Origin of the sequence: Kocuria sp. UBA5001, assembly GCF_002398425.1 — a bacterium.
Classification (GTDB): domain Bacteria; phylum Actinomycetota; class Actinomycetes; order Actinomycetales; family Micrococcaceae; genus Kocuria; species Kocuria salsicia.
The window spans coordinates 132,031-155,484 of the sequence record NZ_DGYR01000001.1 but is presented as its reverse complement, the minus strand read 5'-3'; the positions used below and the strand labels follow the sequence as shown (position 1 = coordinate 155,484).

Here is a 23,454-nt window from a genome sequence, read left to right as displayed (position 1 = left end):
CACCGCGGCGTCGTCGTAGCGAGGGAAAGCGGCCCTACGGCGTGGGGGTGCCCACGGCGTACATGTCCACGTGGCGGGTCTCCGGGGAGAACCACAGGGCCACGAGCGTGATGACCGCCGCGAAGGACAGGTACAGGCCCACCGAGCCCACCCCGTACGAGGAGTTGAGCATCACCGCGATGTACGGGGTGATGGCCGCGCCCAGGATGGAGGCCACGTTGTACGCGATGCCAGAACCGGTGTAGCGCACGTTGGTGGGGAACAGCTCCGGCAGGATCGCGGACATCGAGCCGAAGGTCAGGCCCATCAGCGTCATGCCGAGTGTGAGGAAGAACAGGATGCGCGGCAGGGACGCGTCCGTGCCCGTGCCCACGTGCGCCGGGTCCATGATCAGCCCGAAGCTCAGGCCGAAGAGCAGGATGGCGGAGGTGATCACCAGCTGGGAGGAACGGCGTCCGAAGCGGTCCGCGAGCCAGCCGGAGACCGGGACCATGGCCGCGAAGAGAAGCACCGCGAGCAGCTGCAGGATCAGGAACGTGCGGTACTGCACGCCAAGCCCCCCGGCGGCGGGCTTGCCGATGCCGTAGGAGAGGATCCACGCGGTCATCAGGTAGAAGAGCACGTAGGTGGCCAGCATGATGAACGTGCCCTGGACGATCTGCACCCACGAGGTCTTGAAGACGTCGATGACCGGGGCCTTCACCTTCTCACCCTGCTGCTCCGCCCGCTGGAACACGGGGGTCTCCTCGAGCTTGACGCGCACCCACAGACCCAGAAGGACCATGACCACGGAGGCCAGGAACGGGATGCGCCAGCCCCACACCAGGAACGGGTGGTTCGCGCCGAGCTCGTGACCGGCGGTGCCGAACTGCATGGCCACGGTCAGCAGCAGGAAGAAGCCGTTGGCCAGGATGAACCCGAACGGGGCCCCGAGCTGCGGCCACATGGCGGCCCGCGCGCGCTTGCCCTCCTCCGCGTACTCGGTGGCCAGCAGGGATGCGCCGGACCACTCGCCACCCAGGCCCAGACCCTGGCAGAAGCGCAGGATCGTGAGGATCAGAGGCGCCCAGATGCCGATCTGGTAGAAGGTGGGCAGCATGCCGATCAGGAACGTGGCCACACCCATGGTCAGCAGCGCGCCGATCAGGGTGGCCTTGCGTCCGATGCGATCACCGTAGTGCCCGAAGATCACAGAACCGATGGGGCGGCCGAAGAACGCGGCGGCGAACGTGGCCATGGAGGCCAGCAGCTTGGCGGTGTCGTTCTCGCCCGTGAAGAACAGGGCGGGGAAGACGGCCACGGCGGCGGTGGCGTAGACGTAGAAGTCGTAGAACTCGATCGTGGTCCCCACGAGGGAGGCCAGGATCACGCGGCTGCGCGGAACGGCGGGGCGTTGCGCTGCAGAACCGGGGTCCACGGTGGACACGGGCGAAGACATGGTGAACCTCACAGGACAGGTGGTCTGAATGTCTTCAAGATAGAGCGCCGGATACCACATCGTGAACTGGGGAGTTCACATTCTGAGACGCCGTCTTGACCGCGGCGGCGTCGTCGCGCTGCCCCTATCCGCTCAGCCCGTGATGGAGGCGAGCACGGTCCCGGCGGAGACGGTGTCCCCCTGCGAGACGTCCAGGTCCTTGACGACCCCGGACTTGTGCGCCGTGAGGGGCTGCTCCATCTTCATGGCCTCGAGCACCACGATCAGATCGCCCTCGGAGACCTCATCCCCGTTGGACACGGCGATCTTCACGATGGTGCCCTGCATGGGTGAGGTCAGTGAGTCCCCGGATGCACCGCGGGCCGCGGCCGAACCACGCGTGGCCCGCTGCTTGCGCTGCTTGCTCTGCGCGGTGGGGGCGGCCGAGCGGGGGCCCGCGAGCTGCTGCGGGACGGTCACCTCCAGGCGCTTGCCGCCCACCTCCACCACGATGCTCTGCCGCTCCGGCTCCTCCTCCGAGGGCTCGGGGGCAGCGCTGAAGGGTTCGATCTGGTTGTCGAACTCGGTCTCGATCCAGCGGGTGTGCACGGTGAACGGGGTGCCTTCAGGGGTGGCGAAGGCCGGATCGGAGACGACGGCACGGTGGAACGGGACCACCGTGGGCATGCCCTCGATGCTCAGCTCCTGCAGGGCACGGCGGGAGCGCTCCAGGGCCTGGGTGCGGTTCGCGCCCGTGACGATGAGCTTGGCGAGCATGGAGTCGAAGCTGCCGCCCACCGTCTCTCCGGCCTCCACACCAGAGTCCACGCGCACCCCGGGCCCGGAGGGCATGGTGAACGTGGTGAGCGTGCCGGGGGAGGGCATGAAGTTGCGCCCGGCGTCCTCGCCGTTGATGCGGAACTCGAAGCTGTGGCCGCGGATCTCGGGGTCCTCGTAGCCGAGCGCCTCGCCGCGGGCGATGCGGAACTGCTCGCGCACCAAGTCCAGTCCGGAGACCTCCTCCGAGACGGGGTGCTCCACCTGCAGGCGCGTGTTGACCTCCAGGAAGGAGATGGTGCCGTCCTGGCCCACGAGGAACTCGCACGTGCCCGCGCCCTGGTACCCGGCCTCGCGCAGGATGGCCTTGGAGGACTCGTAGAGACGCTGGTTCTGCTCGTCCGTGAGGAACGGTGCCGGAGCCTCTTCCACGAGCTTCTGATTGCGGCGCTGCAGCGAGCAGTCGCGGGTTGAGACGACGACGACGTTGCCGAACTGGTCCGCGAGGCACTGGGTCTCCACGTGGCGGGGTGCGTCCAGGAAGCGTTCGACGAAGCACTCACCGCGGCCGAACGCCGCGGTCGCTTCGCGCACGGCGGACTCGTACAGCTCCGGGATGGCCTCGCGTTCGCGCACGACCTTGATGCCGCGTCCGCCGCCGCCGAAGGCCGCCTTGATGGCGATGGGCAGGCCGTGCTCGTCCGCGAAGTCCAGGACCTCCTGGGCGCTCGTCACGGGGTCCGCGGTGCCGGGCACCTGCGGGGCGTTGACCTTCTCCGCGATGTGGCGGGCGGCCACCTTGTCCCCCAGCTGGCGGATGGCCGCCGGGGGAGGGCCGATCCACGTGAGACCGGCGTTGAGCACGGCCGCCGCGAAGTCCGCGTTCTCGGAGAGGAACCCGTAGCCGGGATGGACGGCGTCCGCGCCGGAGCGGGCGGCGGCGTCGAGGATCTTGTCGATCTGCAGGTAGGAGTCCGCGGCGGTGGTGCCACCGAGGGCGTAGGCCTCGTCCGCCATGCGCACATGCAGGGCGTCCCGGTCCGGGTCCGCGTACACGGCCACCGAGGCGATGCCCTCGTCACGCGCGGCGCGGATGACACGGACCGCGATCTCCCCACGGTTGGCCACCAGGACCTTGGTGAGCGGACGGGGTGCGGTGGCGGCCTCTTCGTGCTGCCGCGAGGTGGTGGTCACGTGATAACTCCTTGTCGACATCTCTCCGAAAGATTAGTGCCCCGCCGGGGGGAACGCCTAAGTGTCGGCGCCGAGAACCGCGTGAACTGTAGAAGTTCTACAAATCATTGCGCGCTGTGCTGTGCGCCCTCCGGCTGGGCGTCCCACCACGTGGTGACGCACACGCCCGCGTCGCGCAGCAGTGCCCGCAGCGTGGACAGGCTCAGTCCGACCACCGCGTTCGGGTCCCCCTCCACGCGTTCCACGAACACGGATCCGCGCCCGTCCAGCGTGAAGGAGCCGGCCACCTGCAGTGGTTCTCCGGTGCCCACGTAGTCCCGGATCTCCTCGGGGGACATCTGCGCGAAGTGAACGGTCGCCGAGCTCAGGGCCCCGTGTCCGGCCGGGTGGGCCGCGTCGTCGTGGGCGTCCACCAGCCAGTGGCCGGTGTGCAGCGTGCCCGCCCGCCCGCTCATGGCGGTGATGCGCTTGAGCGCGACGTCCGGTTCGTACGGCTTCCCGTACGACTCCCCGTCCAGCTCGAACACGGAGTCGCAGCCGAGCACCAGGCGGCCCTGCGCCTGCGGCAGCTGGGCGACGGCCTCCGCCTTGGCGCGGGCCAGGCGCAGCGCGGTCTCCGCCGGCGTGAACGGCCCCTCGGCGCGAACCAGGGCGTCCTCGTCCACGTGGGAGACGACTGCGTCGAACGGGATGGCGGCCCTGCGCAACAGGCCCGCGCGGGCCGGGGACTGGGAGGCGAGGATCAGGGAAGGTTCCACGCTGCAACTGTACGGCGGCAGGATCGGTTGCGCCCGCGCATGTTCCATCCACTCCGGTCAGCGCCATCCGTTGCCCGCTCGCATCGGTTCGGTCCGTCCCTGATTGCGCCGCGCGGTCCTCGTCCGAGCGCAGGACACCCAGCTGCACCAGGCTGCGGATGCTGCGACGTGTGAACTCCTCCGCCCGGGGGTCCTCGCCGTGCTCCTCCCTCAGTGCAGCGGCCAGTTCGTGGACGGAGCGGGGGCAGCTGGTCCGGCAGGGTGCGGATCAGGGTTCCGTGTCTGTGGACTGCAAGCACGGAGGACTCCTGATTCTCAGTCCGGGAGGGCGCGTCCTCGACCGAGGGGCCGGGGAGCGGGCGGGGCGGCAGCGGTGCGGTGGCGGGGCCCGTGAGGAGGGCGGCAACGTCGTCGACCTACCGGTAGCGTGCGGCCCGCACCCCGCGCACCCGGCGACCGTCCGCACGAGGGTGCTCAGCGGTGCGGGCACCGAGGGCAGCGCGGAGATGCTGGGCGCGAGGCTCGACAGCGCGACCACCAGGGGCAGGGTTTCGCTGAGTCCGGCGGGGGGCAGGATCTGCGGCATCCGTCGTCTGCCGCTCCACCAGGACGAACGAGCCCAGCCGCACCTGCCTGGTGACCGGCCGCAGGCCGAGGTCCCCGGGGGCGACCTGCCGTTGGGAGCCGCCCTTGCGCGTGACGACCGACAGCGGCTTCGGACAGGGGCGCGCAGGTCACTCGGGTCCACGCGCACCGTGTCGTTGGCCAGGTACTCCAGAGCGCGCCCGAGGGTCGCGGCGACGGTGGTCTTTCCCGTGCCTGCGCTCGGCCCAGAAGGGTCCGAGGGCCCCGGCCAGCGTCACGTCCATGCCCGTGCCCCTGACGCTCAGTCGCACGGCCTGTGACGCGTCGCACATGGATGCATCGGTCGCCTTTCCATGGAGCCGCTCAGCCGGATCGCGGCCGGTCGGGGGTGGGATCTGCCCGCGCGAGTCAGTCCGCGACGAGTCCCGCATGCGCCTCTGACTTGGGGACGAATCCACGCAGACGCATGCATCTTGCTACGATGACGCGAGAAATTCCGGGGCAGGAGGTGATCGCTGGTGCACGTACGCGGTGGAACGCATCAGGCGTCTCCCCAGGCATCAGTGTCGCCCGAGACGGAGGCGCGTTCGGCTCCCGAGGCGCTTGCCCGGGCGGCATCCGGGGCGTCTTCTCAGCTGGCACCCGGTGCCGCGCACACGCTGGTCCCGGGAACGGCGCGCCAGGAGCCTGCCGGGGCAGGGCCGCCCGCGGGCGACGTCGCCCCCGCCCACCGCCCCGGGCTGGTGCGCGACATCGCAGAACCGGCACCCGTACACGGTCCGCTCGGCACCCCGTGGTGGGTGCCCTACCGGGCCGCGGCGCTGCTGTGCGACCTGCTCGCGGTGGGCGCGGCGATGGGCGTGGCCACCGGGCTGCGCTTCGGGCGCGCGAACACCGCCACGGTGGTGGGTGCGCCGTGGCTGAGCTGCCCCGCGATCTCCGCGTTCATTGGGCTCGCGTGGATCGCGGCGCTCGCCGTGCGCAGAGCGTACTCGCGCCACCACCTGGGCTTCGGCGACGTCGAGTACCGGGTGGTGGCGAATGCCACATTCGTGCTGTTGGGCGGGCTGTCCCTGGCCGCCGTGGTCTTCCAGCTGGATGTGGCCCGCGGCTTCCTGGCGCTCGCGCTGCCGCTGGGGTTCGGGCTGCTCATCCTGGGGCGCTGGCTGCTGCGGCAGGTGCTCGTGAGCCGGAGGGCCGCCGGAACCATGATGGAGCACGCGCTGCTGATCGGCTCCACACCGACGGTCACGTGGACGGCCGGGCACATCGCCCGGATCCCCGCGGCGGGCTACCGGGTGGCCGCCGTGCTCTGCGCGGAGCCGGACGCTCCCGATCAGATCCAGCTGATGGACGGCACGGTGCTGCGCAACCTGGGCTCGTGGGAAGGCACCCAGGAGGTGCTCGACGAGACCGGGTTGCGCACCGTGATCGTGGCCGACGACGCCGACACCGACCGCCAGTTCCTGCGCTCCCTCTCCTTGCAGCTCGAGGGCTCGGACGTGCGCCTCGTGCTGACCAGCCGCCTGACCGACGTGGTGGGTCCCCGCATCCACTGGCGCCCCGTGGCGGGCCTGCCGCTGACAACCGTGGACGCCCCTCGGCTCACGGGTGCCAAGTACGTGCTCAAACGCGGCTTCGACCTGGTGGTCGCGGTGCTCGGGGGGCTGCTCTGCTCCCCTCTGCTCGTGCTCGCGGCGCTCGCGGTCAAGCTGCAGGACGGCGGGCCCGTGCTCTACCGGCAGCAGCGCGTGGGGATCGACGGCGCGGCGTTCACGATGTACAAGTTCCGCTCCATGCGCGTGGGCGCGGAGGTCGAGGTCACGGGGCTGCGTGCGGACAACCAGGGCCACGGGTCTCTCCTCACGCTGCACAACGACCCGCGCGTGACGCCCGTGGGCCGTGTGCTGCGCAGCTGGTCCGTGGACGAGCTGCCCCAGCTGCTCAACGTGCTGCGCGGGGACATGGGCGTGGTGGGCCCGCGCCCCCAGCTCGCGAGCGGGGTGGCGCAGCTGCCGGAGAACCACCAGCCCCGGCTGACTGTGAAGCCGGGGATCACCGGGCCGTGGCAGGTGAGTGAACGCTCCTCCTTCTCCGCGGACGAGAGCGTGTGCCCAGACCTGGCCTACGTGGAGAACTGGTCCCTTGCGGGGGACGCCATCATCGTGCTGAAGACCGTCAGGGCCGTGCTCACCCGTGACGCGGCGTACTGAGCCGTGAGACCACCGAACCAGGCGGCCGCCTCGTCGGGCCGCGCCGTGGCGCATCTTCTTCCCCGGCTTCACGGGGGCGGTCTTCGGGCTACTCACGGTGCCAGCAGCGGGAGGATGGTGGCGACGCCGCGCTCCAGGCGCTGCACCGTGGCCCGTGCGGCGTGGATGCCGCGCAGGTGGGGGTCTCGGACGCCCTCGTCCGGCACGGCGGGGGAGCGGGCCACGGTGCCGTGGCAGTCGAAGAGCAGGTGGGGCATGGCTGAGAGTGCAGGGCGCAGGATGTGGGGGAGCCCTCCGGGATCTCCGCCCCGCATCGACCCAGGCACCCCGGCCCATGAAAACCCGCATCGTTGTGATGCTTCTCGTGGCCGGGGGCGACATCCCTTCTGGACCTGCTGGCCCTGGCCTCTCGCCTGCTGCTCACACAGTTGCTCACGTCGGGGGCCGAGGTTCCAGGGGCCGTGCAGCGCATCGTGGTTCCTCTGGCCCGTACGGAGGACCGTCAGCCGCGCCACGAGCCGGGGACCCACGAGAACGTCAACGTCTGTGCTGTGCCCGCATGGGTGGAGCAGCCGGGGGTCCGTGGCGTAGCCCTTGACCCGCAGGGCGTCCGCGTGCGTGTTACGCGCAAGGAACTGAACCTCGGCGTGTGCCAGCTCCACGCGTGCCGAGAAAGGGATCTCCGAACGCCGGATGGTCCCAGGTCACCGCCATGTGTGTCCTAGACGGAGCACAGTTCGCTGCGCGTGAGGAAGCGCTTGCCCGTGGGGGTCTCCAGGGAAAATCCGGAGCCCCGGCCCGGGACCGCGTCAATCACCAGACGGGTGCGGCGCCACGCCTCGAACTGCTCGGCGGAGATCCAGAACTCCACCGGGCCCAGCGCGGATCCGTCCTGTGCCGTGAGATCGGCAACGCCGAGCAGGACGTCCGAATCCCCGGTGCGGAACTCGCCCGCCGGGAAGCACATGGGAGCGGACCCGTCGCAACACCCACCGGACTGGTGGAACATGAGCGCCCCGTGGCTCTCCCACAGCTGTCGCATCAGCTCCACGGCGGCCGGGGTGAACCCCACCCGCGACTCCGTCTCCCCGGCCACGGTGGCGGTGGCGGTGAGGGCCACGTCGATCCCGGGCGGGAACTCGACCGCGGACTCCTGCTCGCCATGGGGCCCGTTTTCGGGTCCGGCGGGAACCGACGCGGTGGTCTGTGCTCCGATGCTCATGTGCGGCCTCTGTTCGTGGTCGGGGACGCCCCATGGGGCGCATCGCGTGTGCCCCCAGCATGGTCGTGGAGGTGCGGCCGGGGGAAGAGATGGCTGGCAATTGTTCCGCCTGCGGCGGACGGGCTCGCCGCTACGTGGCGCTGGTCGGCAATCTCCTCGTCGCCTCGGGCCTCATGCTGGCGTTGCTGACCTTCTCGCCCTGACCCGGACCGTCCAGGGACGCCGGGACGACGACCCGGGGCGGGCACTGTGTGGACACCGCCCCGGGTCTAACCGCTGTCTCAGTGGGGTTTAGAAGAAGCCCTGCGGCGACTCGGTGTAGCTCACGAGCATGTTCTTCGTCTGCTGGTAGTGGTCCAGCATCATCAGGTGGTTCTCGCGGCCGATGCCGGATGACTTGTACCCGCCGAATGCCGAGTGCGCCGGGTAGCTGTGGTACTGGTTCACCCACACGCGGCCGGACTGGATGGCCCTGCCTGCGCGGTAGGCGGTGTTGCCGCTACGAGCCCACACACCGGCGCCCAGACCGTAGAGGGTGTCGTTGGCGATCGAGATGGCGTCGTCGTACGAGCCGAACTTCGCCACCGAGAGCACCGGCCCGAAGATCTCCTCCTGGAAGATGCGCATGTTGTTGGTGCCCTCGAACACGGTGGGCTGCACGTAGTAGCCGCCGGCGAGGTCGCCCTCGAGCTCCGCGCGCTCGCCGCCGATGAGCACCTTCGCCCCCTCCTTCTTGCCGATGTCGAGGTAGGACAGGATCTTCTCCAGCTGGTCGGTGGAGGCCTGCGCGCCGATCATGGTGTCGGTGTCCAGGGGGTTGCCCGCCACGATCTTGGACACGCGGTCGATGCCGTCCGCGAGGAACTGGTCGTAGATGGACTCCTGAATCAGGGCGCGGGACGGGCACGTGCAGACCTCGCCGGAGTTCAGAGCGAAGAACGCGAAGCCTTCCAGCGCCTTGTCGTAGAAGCCGTCCTTCTGCTGGGCGACGTCCTCGAAGAAGATGTTGGGCGACTTGCCGCCGAGTTCCAGGGTGACCGGGATGATGTTCTCGGACGCGTACTGCATGATGAGTCGGCCCGTGGTGGTCTCACCGGTGAACGCGATCTTGCGGATGCGCTTGTTGGACGCGAGCGGCTTGCCGCACTCGACGCCGAAGCCGTTGACGATGTTGACCACGCCGTCCGGGACGAGGTCCTGGATCAGCTCCATCAGCACGAGGATCGAGGCGGGAGTCTGCTCGGCGGGCTTGAGCACCACGCAGTTGCCGGCGGCCAGCGCCGGGGCGAGCTTCCACACGGCCATGAGTATGGGGAAGTTCCAGGGGATGATCTGGCCGACGACACCGAGGGGCTCATGGAAGTGGTACGCCACGGTGTCCTCGTCCAGCTGCGAGAGATGGCCCTCCTGCGCGCGGATCGCACCGGCGAAGTACCGGAAGTGGTCGATGGCCAGGGGGATGTCCGCGTTGAGGGTCTCGCGGACCGGCTTGCCGTTGTCCCAGGTCTCGGCGACGGCGATCAGCTCGAGGTTCTCCTCCATGCGGTCCGCGATCTTGTTGAGCATGATCGCGCGCTGCGTGGGCGTGGAGGCGTTCCACGACGGTGCGGCGGCCCAGGCCGCGTCCAGCGCGGCCTCGATGTCCTCCGCGGTTCCGCGCCCGACCTCTGTGAACGCCTGGCCCGTGACCGGGGTGACGTCCTCGAAGTACTGACCCTTGACCGGCGCCACCCACTGGCCTCCGATGAAGTGCTCGTAGCGGGGCTTGAAGGTGACGACCGAGCCGTCCTTGCCGGGCTGTGTGTACACGCTCATGAAACCGACCGTCCTGTCTGCGGAAGTGATGTGCACCACATCCTAACGGTCATCGGTGCCCGCGTACACGCCCCCCTTTGTGGGACGCGGAAGGGCGGCCCGGGAGACTCCGGACCGCCCTTCCGCACCGTCGCCGTACCGACAGTCGCGGGTTGGGGAACCTACTCGGTGCGCTGGCCGTCGGACGGGCCCGCGGGGGCGTAGGCCGAGGCTCCGGACGCCGAGGCGGTGGCGAGCTCGGGATCCGACGACGCGGCGTCGTCGTCGTTGCCGAAGTCGCCGTGGCGCGGGGCGTTGTAGAGGTCCATGTCGAGGATGCCCTCGCGCTTGGAGACGATGGCCGCCACGAGCGCCTGGCCGGTCACGTTGAGGGCGGTGCGGCCCATGTCGATGATCGGGTCCACGGCGAGCAGCAGGCCCACACCGTCCAGGGGCAGGCCCAGGGTGGACAGCGTCAGGGTCAGCATCACGGTGGCGCCGGTGGTCCCGGCCGTGGCGGCGGAGCCGAGCACGGAGACCAGGGCGATCAGCACGAAGTGCATGGGCGTGAGGTCAACTCCGTAGAACTGCGCCACGAAGATGGCCGCGACCGCGGGGTAGATCGCCGCGCAACCGTCCATCTTGGTGGTGGCGCCCAGCGGGATGGCGAAGGACGCGTAGTGCGTGGGCACGCCCAGGTTGCGCTCGCTGACGTGCTGGGTCACGGGCATGGTGCCCAGCGAGGAGCGGGAGACGAAGCCCATCTGCATGGCCGGCCACACACCGGTGAAGAACTGCTTCACGGACAGGCTGTTGAGCTTCACGAGCACCGGGTAGACGACGAACGCCACGAGCAGCAGGCCCACGTAGATGGTCAGCACGAACTTCACGAGCGAGCCCATGGAGGTCCAGCCGTACTCGAACACGGCGGTGCCGATCAGGCCGAGCGTGCCGAGGGGGGCGAGGCGGATGATCCACCACACGACCTTCTGCATGATGGCGAGGCCGGACTGCATGAAGGTGAGGAACGGGGCGGCGGCCTTGCCGGTCTTCAGCGCGGCGATGCCGACCACCAGGGAGACCACCAGGATCTGCAGGATGTTGAAGTTCACGGAGGTCTTCACGGTCTCCGGGTCCAGGACCTTGGAGGTGGTCTCCAGGCCCAGGACGTTCACGGGGATCAGGCCCTTGAGGAACGCGAGCCAGGAGCCCTCGGTGCCGGAGTACGCCCCGGGCTGCGCCTGGCCCGTGCCCACGCCGGGCTGGGCGACGACGCCGAGCACCATGCCGATCACCACGGCGATCAGTGACGTGATGGCGAACCACATGAGGGTCTTCCACGCAAGGCGGGCCGCGTTGGAGACGTCACGCAGGTTGGCGATCGAGGAGATGACGGCGGTCACGACCAGCGGCACCACGGCGGCCTTGAGGATCGTGACGTAGCTGGAACCGATGGTGTCCAGGGTGGTCATGAGCCAGTTGGGGCTCTCCTCGGCGTCCCCGCCCATGGCTGCCGCCACGGACCCGAGGAGGACACCCAGCACGAGGGCAATGAGGATCTGCCACCCGAAGGACGTCATCCAGCGCGGGAGACGGCGGGTACTTTCTGCGGAATTCATACCGGAAACAATAGGGCGACGAATCATAAACTGCACGCGGCCCGTGACGAAATATTACGCAGAGACCCGGGAATAAACCCCGTGTTCCCGGGGGAATCCCCGGGAACACGGGGCCTCACAGGGCGAGGGCGTAGGTGAGTGTGTCCAAGCCCACGGAGCCCAGCCGCAGAGCGCGGCTGTGGAAGCGCTTGAGGTCGAAGTCCTCGCCCTCCCGCGACATGGCCGCCTCGCGGGCGTCCAGCCACATCTGCAGCCCGATCCTGTAGGAGGGGGCCTGCCCGGGCCAGCCCATGTAGCGCAGCCACTCGAAGCGCAGCGTGCCCTCGGCCATGGCGACGTTGTGGCGCAGGAACTTCCAGCCGTCCCCGGGGGTCCAGGTCTCACCCGCGCGCGCCCCGCCGAGCAGGTCCCCGAGGTCCGAGGGGATCTCGAAGCCGCAGTGGAATCCCACGTCGAAGATCACCCGCACGGTGCGCAGCCGCTGCGAGTCGAGCATGCCCATGCGGTCCCCGGGGTCGTCGAGGAAGCCGAGCTCGTCCATGAGACGCTCTGCGTACAGGGCCCAGCCCTCGCCGTGACCGGACACCCAGATGCCCATGCGGCGCCACTCGTTGAGCTCGCCCGCGTTGGCCAGGGCGGTGGCGCACTGCAGATGGTGGCCCGGAATGCCCTCGTGGTAGACGGTGGTGGTCTCCTCCCACGTGTTGTGCTGGGACACGCCCTCCGGCACGGACCACCACATGCGTCCGGGGCGGGAGAAGTCGGCACTCGGCGGGGTGTAGTAGATGATGCCGTCGTGTGTGGGGGCAATGCGGCACTCCAGCGTGCGCATGGGTTCGGTGATCTCGAAGTGCGTTCCGGACATTTCCGCCAGGGCGGTGTCCGAGAGCTGCTGCATCCACGCCTGAAGCTCCTCGGGGGAGTGCAGCTGGCGCGCGGGGTCCTCGTTCAGCGCGGCCATGGCCTGCTGCACGGTGGCCCCGGACAAGATCTGGTCCGCGACGGCGCGCTGCTCGGCGTCCAGCTCCAGCAACTTCTGCACGGCCCAGTCGTAGACCTCACGGGGGTCCCGGCGGGCGCCGAGGAAGGAGGCGAGGTGCAGTCGGTAGTCCTCGAGTCCGCACGCGCTGCTCTCCCGGGCGCCAGGGGCGAACTCTTCGCGCAGGGACCGGGCGATCTCCCGGTAGGCCGCGCGGGCGGCGTCGGCGGCACGGGCGAGGTCCTCCCGCACGTGCTCAGGTGCGGAGGGATCGTAGGCGAGCGTGGCGAAGGAGCCCTCGTCGGAGGCGTACTGCTCCGCCTGCGTGGCGGCCTCCACGATCTGCGGCGCGGCCGGTGGCCGGTTCAGTGAGACGGCCTCGCGCAGGCCCTCGCGGTACTGCTCCAGCGCGGCGGGGATGTTGGCCATGCGCCCCGCGAGGTGGCGCCAGTCCTGCTCGGTCTCGCGTGGCATTGCGTCCAGGATCTGGCGGATGCCCTGCACGGGGGACTCGATGTTATTGACCACGGCGACATCCAGGTTGGCCGCGTGGCGGTCCCGTTCCAGCTCGAGCTCGTTGCGCATGGCGTGCAGGGTCACCCGGTCCACGTCGTCCTCGGGGGTCACGTCGTCCAGGCGTGCGAGGGTGGAGCGGACGAGCTCGGCACGGGCCGCACGGCCGGCGGGACCGAAGTCAGGGTACTCGGTCTCGTGCCCCGGGAGGCCCAGGAAGGTGGCGCCGCTCGGATCCAGGGCGAGGGTCTCGTGGAAGTAGGCCTCGGCGAGCCGGTCGGCGGCCGTGGCCGTGCGCTGCGTGGAACCCAGGGGTGCGAGGGATTCGTGGGAATGGGGTGCGGTGTCGGAGTGAGTCACGGAATGTCACCCTAGTCACACTGCCGACACGGACAAGCATCGCCGCGCTGGTCGGCACCACCGGCCAGCGGCGGATCACCGTGCCGGCAGGACCGGTCCGAGCTCACGCGTGGCGTCGATAAGTGGGGGAACGTGCTCCTCGAGCTGGGTCGCCGTGCTGCGGAACAGGGGAGCCGCAAGTGCCACGGCACCCAGCAGCCGCCCGGACGGGGCCAGGACGGGGGCCGTGATCGCCACCATGCCGAGGTCGTTCTCCTCGCTCTGGGACGTCCAGACTCCCTCGCGGGCGGTGACGACCTGGCGGGCGAGCTCGTCCCGGTCCGTGAGCGAGTGCGCCGTGCGCGGTTCGAACTCGATGTCCCGCAGCAGCTGCTCGCGAGCGGCGGGCTCGGAGAGGGCGAGCAGGATCTTGCCTGATGCCGTGCTGTGCAGTGCCGCGCGGTCACCCGGATCCGTGGTGGCGCGGAACTGCGGACCGTCCTCCGTGCGCACGGTGAGGGCCCTGTCGCCGTCCGGCACATGGAGCACGGAGCTTTCCCGGGTGCGTTCGGTGAGCCGCTGCAGCACGGGGACGGCGGAGCTCTCGAAACCCTGGGGGGCCGCCACGGTGTGCGCCAGCTGGAACACGCGCAGTCCCAGGTGGTAGCGCTTGTCCTGCGCGTCGTATCGGGCGAAGCCGGTGGACACGAGCGTGTTCAGCAGCCGGTAGCACGTGCTGAAGGGGTGGGACGTCTTGCGCGCCATCTGGGCCGCAGTAACGCCGTCCGGGTGCTCTCCGAGCAGGGCGAGGGCGTCGAGGGCCTTGACCACGGTGCCGGCCTGGTGGCCGGTTCCGCCCCTGCCCCTGGTGGTTGTGGGTCCGCCCGACGTCGCCGCGTTCCTGGGCGGGGTGCTCGAGTACCACGACTTCTTCGGCTGCGCGACGGCTGCCTCCGTGGTCTTCAGCCAAATCTTCTTCCTGGCCTGCGATGCCACGATCGCGCTGATCCCAGTCCTTCGCGATCTTCGGCGTGGGCGACCTTTTCCGTCCCCCGGGCGCATTCGTCTTCGGACACCTGGGCGAGAAGATCGGGCGCAAGAACATCTGGTCATCACGCTCGTGCTGATGGGCGCGGCCATCTTCCTGATCGGCATGCTCCCGGACTTCCACAGCCTGGCCACTGGGCGCCCGCGCTCTTCGTGCGGCTGCGCGTGATTCCGGGTCTCTCCGCCGGGGGTGAGACAGCCGGAGCGTCGTCGTTGGCCATGGAGGAGTCCCCGGTGGGGCACCGTGCGTTCTTCCCGAGCTTCGCGAGGAGCGGCATCTCCGACGGCCTCGTGATGTTCCGGACCCACTTCGCGCCGTTCGCGCAGGTCGCCCTGATGTCCTTCCAGACAGTCACCAACACTTTCATGCAGGCGTTCGGCCTGGCATGCGCCACGCAGGTCGTGGGGATCCCCACCGCGGCCATGCTGTGGGTCAGCAGCGTGGGCAACGTGTGCGCGATCGCCACGCAGCCGCTGTTCGCCAGGTTTTCCGACAGGTTCGATCGCAAACCCGTGTTCCTTGCGGGTGTCACCGGCTCCGCCGTGCTGATCTTCGGGTCCTTCACCGTGCTCTCTCCAGGCAACATCCCCGTGGTGTTCCTGGCAAGCACGCTGATCACGGCGGGCAACTACGTGCTGTCCAACTCCGTGTACCCCGGCTAATTTCCAGAGCTTTTTAGCGTGCGCGTGCGGTATTCGGGCATGGCGATCGGCCTGCAGATCGGCATTCTGTGTGCGGGCTTCACGCCCTCCCCTGGCACGGCTCTGGTGGGCGGGGATCCCGCCAACTGGGTCCCTGCGGCATGGATCGTGGCGGGCTCTTCGACCATCGCGATCGTGGGCGCGCTGTGGGCGCGGGAGACCTACCGCACGCCCCTGGACCGGCTGGGCCGCGGCGTCCACCACCCGCAGGCCGGGGAGGCGCTCACCCGGTAGTCCGCGTCCGCTGACTCAAGCGGTGAACCGGTCCTGCAGCTCCTGCAGCAGCTCCAGGACAACGCCTCCACCCACCACGGGCCCGCCCGCGAGCAGGCCGTCCGCGCCGAGCACCACGGCCCATATGGTTGCGGTCTGCTCGAAGACGACGGCGGCGGAGGAATCCGCGTCCACGAGCCCCGCCGCCCGCAGTGGGGCGGGGAGCAGGTCGAGGCTCTCCTCGCGGGAGACCACCGTGTGCAGGGCCACAGGGCCCAGATGGTCGCCGAGGGTTGCCAGTCGCTCGATCACGGGCACGCATTCGCCGCACGTGGGGTTCACGAAGAACAGGGCACGCGCCTCGATGGCCGCCAGTGCGCGCAGGGTCACGGAGCCACTTTCGCGGTTTCGCAGCACTGTGTGGGGGATTGGGGCGCGCTCGTAGTCCGCTTCGAGATCTGCTTCGTTGTCCGTGCTGTCCGTGCTGTCCGTGCCGACGACGCCGTTGCCCGCCGCCGCGGCCTCCTCCGGCCCCGCACCGTGGCCCGTCGCCGTGAGCGGCGCCGTACGCAGGGAGGTTGTTTCGGCGTCGTCGTACCCGCGTCGAGGCGGCAGCGGAGGCAGCTGTGAGACGTCGGGCGCGGAGCGGTCGCGGCCGTCGCGCTCGGCCCAGAGGCAGAGCAGGAGCAGCAGGACCGGGACGAGCAGGGCGAGTCGGGTCCCCCACGGCAGCGGGACCACCGGGCCGCGGGGCTCGGTCACCGTCACGGCGAGCAGGGCGAGTGCGGCGACCATCGTGAAGGCCGTGTTGCGCACGACCGTGCGTGCGGAGACCGGCGCCCGGGACAGCGCGCCGAAGCAGCCGCACGGGGCGGGATCGGGCCGGCGGGACTCGGGCACCACCGCCGCAGTGAACAGGACAAACAGTGTCAGAGCCGCGGCGCTCGCGAGCCACAGTAGAGCGCCAGCGGTGAGCACCAGTGCGAGGGCCACGAAGATCTCCACCCACGGCAGCACTTCACGGAGCCATCGGCCACGCAGGAACCGGGGGAGGGGAAGTCCCGCCACGAGCTGCAGGCTCGCACCGGGGGACACGAGTTTGGCTGTCCCGCTCACGAGCAGGACTGCGGCGAGGGAGACGAGGAGGGAGAGGGGGAGGGCGGTCACGCGCCCATTGTCCCAGGCAGGTGTCCCGGGCGGGTCCGGCACCGCCACCAACGCTGTGTGTTCCATGACATGTCATGCAGCGTGGCGCGCAGCAGAAACGGAGTCCCCGAGAAGGTGCCCCTCGACGCGTCCGATCCGTCGGGGGTTCGGGCGCCGGACCCTCGCCAAGGACGCGGTGTGGGCGGTGCCAACGATAGCCCTGGCGGTAGCGGCGCCCGCCGACGCCGCCTCGCGGGCGTCTGTGGCGGCTACGAGCGTAGCCTCGAACAGGGGTCAGGAACGGTCAACTACCAGATGCTGGTGGTCTCGCTCGGCATCCGGGCATCCAGTCCCAGTTCCCCGAGATCCTGGACAGCGTGCTGAGCGCGATGGAGGTTGCCCGTTGTGGAGACAACAACGGCAACGACTCCTCCACCATCTCTGTGGACAAGTCGAGTGCGTACCAGCTTCCTGCGGGCCAGAACCCGGTCGCCGTGGTTGTTCCTGCCCACGCGTGAACGGCTTCCACGGTCACCGCTCCGGCTGTGCCCTCCGCCACGCACCCCGGCCGGGGCGCAGCCGCAGACCCAGCCGCAGCCGGCGGGACTGCGCCTTGGGGGTTTTGCGGGGCGTGGCCCCGCCGCTCTTCTCCTCCGCGGCCGGCTGGGCGCTGAACAGTGCCACGAGCACTGCGAGCTCCTCTGGCGTGGGGTTGCCGCGGGTGACAGTGAACAGCGGCTCCTGCTGGCTCGTGGCCTCGGGCAGTGAGGCCACGGCCGCGGTGCGGGGATCGACGCCCGGGAGCGCCGGCGCGTTGGGGACGCTCACAGCGGGATGTTCCCGTGCTTCTTGGCTGGCTGGGACGCACGCTTGTCCGCGAGGCCGCGCAGCGCCTTGATGATCTGCTCGCGGGTCTCCGACGGGCAGATGACGGCGTCCACGTAGCCGAGCTCAGCGGCCTGGTAGGGGTTGAGGAGGTCCTCCTCGAACTTCTGGGCCAGCTCCGAGCGCAGAGCGTCGTCGTCCTCGCCGTTCTCCTTCGCGGCCTTGAGATCCCGGCGGTAGAGGATCTCCACCGCCCCCTGCGAGCCCATCACGCCGATCTGCGCGGTGGGCCATGCGAGGTTGATGTCCGCACCGAGCTTCTTGGAGCCCATCACGATGTACGCACCGCCGTAGGCCTTGCGGGTGATCACGGTGACCAGCGGCACCGTGGCCTCCGCGTAGGCGTACAGCAGCTTGGCGCCGCGTCGGATGATGCCGTTGAACTCCTGGTCCGTGCCGGGGAGGAACCCGGGGACGTCCACGAACGTGAGGATGGGAATGTTGAACGCGTCGCAGTGGCGCACGAAACGGGCAGCCTTCTCGGAGGCGGCGATGTCCAGGGTGCCGGCGAACTGCATGGGCTGGTTCGCCACGATCCCCACGGTGTGGCCTTCCACCCGGGCGTAGCCGACCATCACGTTGGGCGCGTAGAGCTCCTGGACCTGCATGAAGTGGCCGTCGTCCACGACCGTCTCGATCACGGTGCGCATGTCGTAGGGCTGGTTCGCGGAGTCCGGGATGAGCTCGTCCAGGGCGAGGTCCTCGTCCGTGGTCTCCTCCACCTGGTCGTGCTCCAGCACGGGGCTGTCCTGCAGGTTGTTGCCGGGCAGGAACTCGAGCAGCTCGTGCACGAAGTCGAAGGCGTCCTGCTCGTCCGAGGCCAGGTACGCCGCCGTGCCCGTGCGCTCGTTGTGCGAGCGGGCGCCGCCCAGGGTCTCCATGTCCACGGTCTCGCCCGTGACGGTCTTGATGACGTCCGGGCCGGTGATGAACATGTGGGAGGTCTTGTCCACCATCACCACGAAATCGGTCAGGGCGGGGGAGTAGGCGGCACCGCCGGCGCACGGGCCCATGATGAGCGAGATCTGCGGGACCACGCCGGAGGATCGCACGTTCATGCGGAAGATGTCCGCGAACATCGCCAGGGAGGCCACACCCTCCTGGATGCGTGCGCCGCCGCCGTCGTTGATCCCGATCACGGGGCAGCCGTTGCGCAGCGCGAACTTCTGGACCTTGACGATCTTCTCTCCGTTGACCTGGGAGAGGGAGCCGCCGAACACGCCGAAGTCCTGCGAGTAGACCGCCACGAGGCGCCCGTCCACGGTGCCGTAGCCGCTGACCACACCGTCCCCGAGCAGCTTCTTCTTCTCCATGCCGAACATCGTGCTGTGGTGCACGGCCAGCGCGTCGAACTCCACGAAGGACTCGGGGTCCAGCAGCATCTCGATGCGCTCGCGCGCGGTGTTCTTCCCGCGCGAGTGCTGCTTCTCCACCGCGCTCTGTCCTGCAGGCACGGCGGCCTCCTCGCGGCGCTGCCGGAAATCGGCGATCTTGCCTGCGGTGGTGGACAGGTCGTGGCTCATGGGACCTCGCGTTGTCGAGACGGATGACGGGGCGGGCAGCCGCGCGGGTGCCCAGGATCGGGTTCCAGTGTAGTTGCAGCACTCCCGGGCATGTTTGTAGAGGTCCCACAATCTGTGCGGCTTTTCTTGCCCGTGGGCACGCTGTTCCCGTCCGGGCCTCCGGTGGATTCCTCCGGACGACGACGCCGCAGCGCCGGCCTCCGCGCGCACCACTCCACCCCTGCGCGTCTCAGGAGCCCTGCGGCGCCCCGCCCACGGAGCCGATGGTCACGTTCCACGGCTGGATCTCGTGCTCGGTGACGGCGCCGTGCACCACCAGGGGGTCCTTCGCCACGATCTCCTCGACCTCCCGCTGGGAATCCGCTGAGAAGATGATCAGGGCCGCGTCGTCCCCCAACGGCCCCGAGGCGAGATTGCGTCCCTGCTCGTTCAGCTCACGGAGGTAGGCGCGGTGCGCGGGGCGGTGCTCGGCGAGGACCTCCTGTGGGCCGCCGTAGATGTAGGTGAGGGCAAAGATGCTCATGGGGTTCCTCTCGTGGACTCTCGTGGTGCGCCCTAGCATAGGTGGGTCCCTCGTGCGCGGACCGGGGACGCGAACAGGGAGCCGAACCGGGGCTCGGGCCGGGACCGGTTCGGTTCGCCCGCGGTGCCGGGCGAACTCGCAGGTGGTGGCCGCTGTGGAGGTCGGGGACCCCACCTAAAATGTCACGGGTGCGGGCATGCCCCCGTGCCCAGGACCGCAGCAGAAGAGCAGAAATAGAGGACCCATGGACGCCACCACCGACCAGCCCGCCGCGGACTACCGTGCCGAGGACGCGGCGCGCGCTCTGCGGGGTGCCGGGTGGGGCGAGGTCGAGGTGCTGGACACGGTGGCCTCCACGAACGCGTGGCTCGCGGAGCGGATCGCGGCGGCGGCCTGGGACCAGACTGGTGGGGGAGCGTCCCACGGGGCCACCCTCGCAGAGTCCTCGCCCCGACGGGCAGCGCCCCGAGATTCCGCGCCCTGCGCGCCAGCGCCCGGAGACGCCGCGCCCGCAGGGTCCGCGCCCCGTGCGGTGGTGGCCGGGTTCCAGGCCGGCGGGAGGGGCAGGCTGAACCGCCAGTGGGTGACACCGCCCGGCACCGCGGTGACCTTCTCCGTGGCGTGCGTGCCGGTGGACCACGCCGGACGCGCCTGGAGTCCTGAACTCGTCCCGTGGCTCACCCTGCTCATGGCGCACGCCGTCACCGGTGCGGTGCGGGACCTCACCGGCGCACCTGCCACCATCAAGTGGCCCAACGACGTCCTGGTCCACGACCGCAAGCTCTGCGGCATCCTGGCCACCATGGTCCCAGCCGCGGCAACCGGCGGTGCAGGAGCAAGCAGCGCCCCCACGGTGGTTGTGGGCGCGGGCATAAATGTCGCGCAGACCGAGCTGCCGGTGCCCACCGCCACGTCCCTGCGCCTGGAAACCGCCGCCGACACCTCCAGCGGCGACGCCGCCGTCCCCAACCGGCCCGCCGTTCTCACCGCCGTGCTGGAGCGCCTCGCGGACCTCGTGTCGCGCGTGGGCGAGGACCCCGCCCGCGAGCTCGGCCCCCACGGAAGCGTGCGGACGGAGATCGAGGCGCGGCTGGACACCATCGGCCGCCGCGTCGCGGTGCAGCTGCCGGGCACGGACCAGCCCGCCGTGGGAACCGCCGTGGGCCTCGGCGCCGCCGGTCAGCTGGTGGTGCGGGGACAGGACGGCGCCCTGCGAGAGTTCTCCGCCGGCGACGTCGTCCACGTACGTCCCGCGGTCGGGCAGGCGGCCCGCGCGTGAGCCGTGCCGGCGCGCTGGCCCTGGCGCCCGGGGAGGAGACGGTGGTGTACACCCGCGCGCACCCCCTGAAACTCCTAGGCCCTGCGCTCGCCGCGTGGTTGATCGTGCTGTGCTACTCCGCGCTGAGCCGCGTCCTGGACCTGACCTGGCGGCCCACGGACACCCCCTGGACCACCGTGCACACCGTCGTGGGATGGGTGCTCGCGCTCGCCGCGCTGCTGGCCGCGTGGCACTTCGTGGTGGCGCCGGTCTGGCGGTGGCTGCGAACGCGCTTCGTGCTGACCACCCGGCGGCTCGCACTCGTTGGCCCGCCCGTGCGCAACGGTGAGGTCGCCCTGCCCCTGGAGGCCCTGCGCTCCGTGCGGGTGACCCGCGGAGCCGCGACGCCGGGCGAGGCACGGGAGAGCCTGGACCGGGGCACGGTGCTCGCGGACTTCGGCCACCTGGGAGGTCTCAAGCTCTCGGGCTGCCCCCAGCCGGCCCGGTTCGCGCAGCTGGTGCGCGAGTCCGCGGCGGGCGCGTCCAACTCGTGGGCCTAGAGTGGTGCAGACAACACCGTCGTGCCGGTACCGCCGGTAGTACAACAGCCAGCAAGGAGGACCGGGTGGCCGATGCCCCCTCTGACGACCCGCAACGGTACGCGACGGGTCCCCAGACAGAGCAGCTGAACCTGAACCTGAACAACCCTGTGCAGTCCAACCTGTACGGCTCGGATGAGTCCCAGGCGGCCGTGCGCCACCTCGATTCCCTGCTGCTGGGCTCCCAGCGCAACCTGCGCCGTCGTGAAGCCGCGCGCGAAGCCGGTCTGTCCACGGCGTCGGCCCAGAAGATCTGGCGCGCCCTGGGCTTCCCCAACCTCAGCGACGACGACGTCTACTTCACGGGCGAGGACGTCCGCGCCCTGCGCGTGGTTTCCAACCTCGTCCAGGAGGAAAAGCTCAGCGAGGAGGCGGCCCTGTCCCTGGCCCGCTCCGTGGCCCAGCTGACGGACCGCATGGTCGTGTGGCAGATCGAGGCACTCGTGGAGGACATGGTCGCCCACCGGGACATGACGGACGCCGCTGCCCGCCGCGAGCTGCTGCGGCTGCTGCCCGAGCTGCTGGAGCCCCTCGAGCAACTGCTTGGCTACGCGTGGCGCCGTCAGCTCTCGGCGGCCGTGCAGCGGCTGGCCATGAGGGGCGAGCGCGCAGACGGCTCCACCGTGAGCCTCAACGACGTCGATCCCGGCGGCGGCGCGCTGCCCCTGGCCCGCGGTGTCGGCTTCGCGGACCTCGTCTCCTACACCTCCCTGTCCCGGCAGATGAACGAGCGCACGCTCGCGAACCTCGTCCAGCGCTTCGAGAAGCGCTGCGCGGAGGTCATCTCGATCGGAGGCGGGCGCGTGATCAAGACCATCGGGGACGAGGTCATGTTCCTCGCGGAGACCCCGGATGGTGGCGCGCAGATCTCCCTGGCGCTCGCGCGGATCATTCGTGAAGACCCCCTGCTCCCGCAGGCGCGCGTGGCCTTCGTGTGGGGGCGCGTACTGCCGCGCCTCGGTGACCTCTACGGGCCCACGGTGAACCTGGCCTCCCGGCTGGTGGCCCTCACCGAACCGGGCGGCGTGATGGTGGACGCCTCCACCGCCAAGGTCCTGGAGGGGGACGAGCGCTTCGTCCTCACCCCCCAACCCACTCGTAACGTGCGCGGTTTCGGGGACGTGCGCCCGGTGTCGATCAGCCAGGGCCGTGGGCCCCTCCTCGAGGAAGAGGTCGAATGAGCGAAGCACTCACGATCCGGTCGGGCGGAGTCACGGACCGTGGCCTGCGCCGCGAGACGAACGAGGACGCCCTGATCGTGACCGACACGATGTGCGCCGTCGCGGACGGCATGGGCGGCCACGAGGCCGGCGAGGTGGCCAGTGCACTGTGCGTCGCGACCCTCGGCGCCTCGGACCTGTTCTCCCTGGACGACTTCCGCGACTACCGGATCACGGAGCCCGAGCCGGGTTCCGACGTCGCCCGCTTCCGCGCGACCATCGACCGCCAGCTCAAGCTGGACCCGGACGTCCCCAACGGGGCGCTGGACGCCGTGCACCGCGTGCGTTCGGTGCTGTGGGAGGCGGACCAGGCCATCCAGGCGCAGTGCGGCACCCGGGCCGGGACCACGGTCACCGGTGCGTGGCTCGTGGAGATCGAGGGCGCGTGGCTGTGGATCATCTTCAACGTGGGGGACTCCCGCACCTACCAGCTCACGGGTCCGCTCGTGGGCGAGGAGGTCACGGAGGCCTCCGGCCCGGTGGGGGTCACCCAGCTGACTGTGGACCACTCGGAGGTGCAGTACCTGGTCTCGATCGGGCAGCTGACTCCCGCGCAGGCGCTCGTGCACCCGCGCCGCAACGTGATCACCCGGGCACTGGGCACGGGACAGATCTGGGAACCGGACGTGGTCGTGGTGCCCGCGGTGCCGGGCCAGCGGCTGCTGATGTGCTCGGACGGTCTCACCGGCGAGCTCTCCCCGGCGCACATCGCGCGCGTCCTGCACTCGGTGCGCCACCCCAAGGAGGCGGCGGACGTGCTCGTCCAGGCGGCCCTGCGCACCGGCGGCCGGGACAACGTGACGCTGGTGGTCGCGGACGCCCTCGACGCCGAGGATCCAGCGGCCCACACCAGCACCATCCCGCGCGTCCGCTGAGACCCGCGCGCTGAAGCGGCCCCGCGGCGTCGTCGTCCGACGATGCCCCGGGG

General features: G+C 70.1%; 22 protein-coding genes. 9 read left to right on the top strand and 13 right to left on the bottom strand.

From position 1 onward, the window contains the following. Positions 1 to 34 precede the first annotated feature (34 nt). From B3G12_RS00730 to B3G12_RS00720, 3 genes are all read right to left on the bottom strand, one after another. The gene (locus tag B3G12_RS00730) at positions 35 to 1,438 is read right to left on the bottom strand and encodes an MFS transporter (protein WP_144942336.1); all 1,404 of its coding nucleotides are present in this window, start codon (positions 1,436 to 1,438) and stop codon (positions 35 to 37) included. A gap of 132 nt (positions 1,439 to 1,570) precedes the next feature. After that, positions 1,571 to 3,388, bottom strand: a complete 1,818-nt coding sequence (locus B3G12_RS00725; RefSeq protein ID WP_144942335.1) for a biotin carboxylase N-terminal domain-containing protein — start codon at positions 3,386 to 3,388, stop codon at positions 1,571 to 1,573. Positions 3,389 to 3,492: 104 nt separating this feature from the next. Then, a complete protein-coding gene (locus B3G12_RS00720; RefSeq protein WP_144942334.1) occupies positions 3,493 to 4,146 on the bottom strand; it encodes a Maf family protein in 654 nt (217 codons plus the stop codon). A gap of 1,148 nt (positions 4,147 to 5,294) precedes the next feature. Here B3G12_RS00720 and B3G12_RS00715 point away from each other — a divergent pair. Next, a complete protein-coding gene (locus tag B3G12_RS00715; RefSeq protein ID WP_290498597.1) occupies positions 5,295 to 6,944 on the top strand; it encodes a sugar transferase in 1,650 nt (549 codons plus the stop codon). A 92-nt stretch (positions 6,945 to 7,036) separates the two neighbouring features. Here B3G12_RS00715 and B3G12_RS00710 read toward each other — a convergent pair whose 3' ends face one another. From B3G12_RS00710 to B3G12_RS00685, 6 genes are all read right to left on the bottom strand, one after another. Next, positions 7,037 to 7,201 carry a hypothetical protein gene (locus tag B3G12_RS00710; RefSeq protein WP_290498595.1) on the bottom strand — a complete coding sequence of 55 codons (165 nt, stop codon included), beginning with the start codon at positions 7,199 to 7,201 and terminating at the stop codon, positions 7,037 to 7,039. Between the two features lie 464 nt (positions 7,202 to 7,665). After that, positions 7,666 to 8,166, bottom strand: a complete 501-nt coding sequence (locus B3G12_RS00705) for a DUF779 domain-containing protein (RefSeq protein WP_144942332.1) — start codon at positions 8,164 to 8,166, stop codon at positions 7,666 to 7,668. Between the two features lie 291 nt (positions 8,167 to 8,457). Further along, positions 8,458 to 9,981, bottom strand: coding sequence for an aldehyde dehydrogenase family protein (locus B3G12_RS00700; RefSeq protein WP_290498592.1), 1,524 nt, complete (start codon positions 9,979 to 9,981; stop codon positions 8,458 to 8,460). A 161-nt stretch (positions 9,982 to 10,142) separates the two neighbouring features. Beyond that, complete coding sequence (locus tag B3G12_RS00695) at positions 10,143 to 11,579, bottom strand: dicarboxylate/amino acid:cation symporter (protein ID WP_290498591.1); 1,437 nt, start codon at positions 11,577 to 11,579, stop codon at positions 10,143 to 10,145. A gap of 115 nt (positions 11,580 to 11,694) precedes the next feature. Further along, positions 11,695 to 13,431, bottom strand: a complete 1,737-nt coding sequence (locus B3G12_RS00690; RefSeq protein WP_290498590.1) for a DUF885 domain-containing protein — start codon at positions 13,429 to 13,431, stop codon at positions 11,695 to 11,697. Positions 13,432 to 13,506: 75 nt separating this feature from the next. Continuing rightward, on the bottom strand, positions 13,507 to 14,241 hold the full coding sequence (locus B3G12_RS00685; RefSeq protein WP_244944768.1) for an IclR family transcriptional regulator: 735 nt from the start codon (positions 14,239 to 14,241) through the stop codon (positions 13,507 to 13,509). Here B3G12_RS00685 and B3G12_RS00680 point away from each other — a divergent pair. The 3 genes from B3G12_RS00680 to B3G12_RS00670 are packed head-to-tail and all read left to right on the top strand — an operon-like array spanning position 14,234 to position 15,393. Beyond that, positions 14,234 to 14,626, top strand: coding sequence for a hypothetical protein (locus B3G12_RS00680; RefSeq protein ID WP_186366716.1), 393 nt, complete (start codon positions 14,234 to 14,236; stop codon positions 14,624 to 14,626). The genes B3G12_RS00685 and B3G12_RS00680 overlap by 8 nt on opposite strands. A 50-nt stretch (positions 14,627 to 14,676) precedes the next feature. Beyond that, the gene (locus tag B3G12_RS00675; protein WP_055084550.1) at positions 14,677 to 15,120 is read left to right on the top strand and encodes a hypothetical protein; all 444 of its coding nucleotides are present in this window, start codon (positions 14,677 to 14,679) and stop codon (positions 15,118 to 15,120) included. A gap of 18 nt (positions 15,121 to 15,138) precedes the next feature. After that, entirely contained in the window at positions 15,139 to 15,393 is a 255-nt protein-coding gene (locus B3G12_RS00670) for a hypothetical protein (RefSeq protein WP_222128305.1), read from the top strand. Between the two features lie 15 nt (positions 15,394 to 15,408). Here the strand turns inward: B3G12_RS00670 and B3G12_RS00665 are convergent, their stop codons facing one another. Further along, positions 15,409 to 16,539, bottom strand: a complete 1,131-nt coding sequence (locus tag B3G12_RS00665; protein WP_144942328.1) for a MauE/DoxX family redox-associated membrane protein — start codon at positions 16,537 to 16,539, stop codon at positions 15,409 to 15,411. A gap of 356 nt (positions 16,540 to 16,895) precedes the next feature. Here B3G12_RS00665 and B3G12_RS00660 point away from each other — a divergent pair, with 356 nt between their 5' ends. Then, complete coding sequence (locus B3G12_RS00660; protein WP_153245901.1) at positions 16,896 to 17,036, top strand: hypothetical protein; 141 nt, start codon at positions 16,896 to 16,898, stop codon at positions 17,034 to 17,036. A 13-nt stretch (positions 17,037 to 17,049) separates the two neighbouring features. Here B3G12_RS00660 and B3G12_RS00655 read toward each other — a convergent pair whose 3' ends face one another. From B3G12_RS00655 to B3G12_RS00645, 3 genes are all read right to left on the bottom strand, one after another. Then, positions 17,050 to 17,346 carry an acyl-CoA carboxylase subunit epsilon gene (locus tag B3G12_RS00655; protein WP_144942327.1) on the bottom strand — a complete coding sequence of 99 codons (297 nt, stop codon included), beginning with the start codon at positions 17,344 to 17,346 and terminating at the stop codon, positions 17,050 to 17,052. Beyond that, positions 17,343 to 18,926 carry an acyl-CoA carboxylase subunit beta gene (locus B3G12_RS00650; protein WP_055084544.1) on the bottom strand — a complete coding sequence of 528 codons (1,584 nt, stop codon included), beginning with the start codon at positions 18,924 to 18,926 and terminating at the stop codon, positions 17,343 to 17,345. Before B3G12_RS00650 ends, B3G12_RS00655 begins: the two co-directional genes overlap by 4 nt. Before the next feature lie 229 nt (positions 18,927 to 19,155). Beyond that, positions 19,156 to 19,449, bottom strand: a complete 294-nt coding sequence (locus B3G12_RS00645) for a YciI family protein (RefSeq protein ID WP_055084542.1) — start codon at positions 19,447 to 19,449, stop codon at positions 19,156 to 19,158. Between the two features lie 244 nt (positions 19,450 to 19,693). Between B3G12_RS00645 and B3G12_RS00640 the strand changes: the two genes are divergently transcribed. From B3G12_RS00640 to B3G12_RS00625, 4 genes are all read left to right on the top strand, one after another. Further along, a complete protein-coding gene (locus B3G12_RS00640; RefSeq protein ID WP_144942326.1) occupies positions 19,694 to 20,728 on the top strand; it encodes a biotin--[acetyl-CoA-carboxylase] ligase in 1,035 nt (344 codons plus the stop codon). Then, positions 20,725 to 21,267, top strand: a complete 543-nt coding sequence (locus B3G12_RS00635; RefSeq protein WP_144942325.1) for a hypothetical protein — start codon at positions 20,725 to 20,727, stop codon at positions 21,265 to 21,267. Before B3G12_RS00640 ends, B3G12_RS00635 begins: the two co-directional genes overlap by 4 nt. Positions 21,268 to 21,332: 65 nt before the next feature. Then, positions 21,333 to 22,487, top strand: a complete 1,155-nt coding sequence (locus B3G12_RS00630) for an adenylate/guanylate cyclase domain-containing protein (protein ID WP_144942324.1) — start codon at positions 21,333 to 21,335, stop codon at positions 22,485 to 22,487. Further along, entirely contained in the window at positions 22,484 to 23,401 is a 918-nt protein-coding gene (locus tag B3G12_RS00625; protein ID WP_144942323.1) for a PP2C family protein-serine/threonine phosphatase, read from the top strand. Before B3G12_RS00630 ends, B3G12_RS00625 begins: the two co-directional genes overlap by 4 nt. The last annotated feature ends 53 nt before the right edge of the window (positions 23,402 to 23,454 follow it).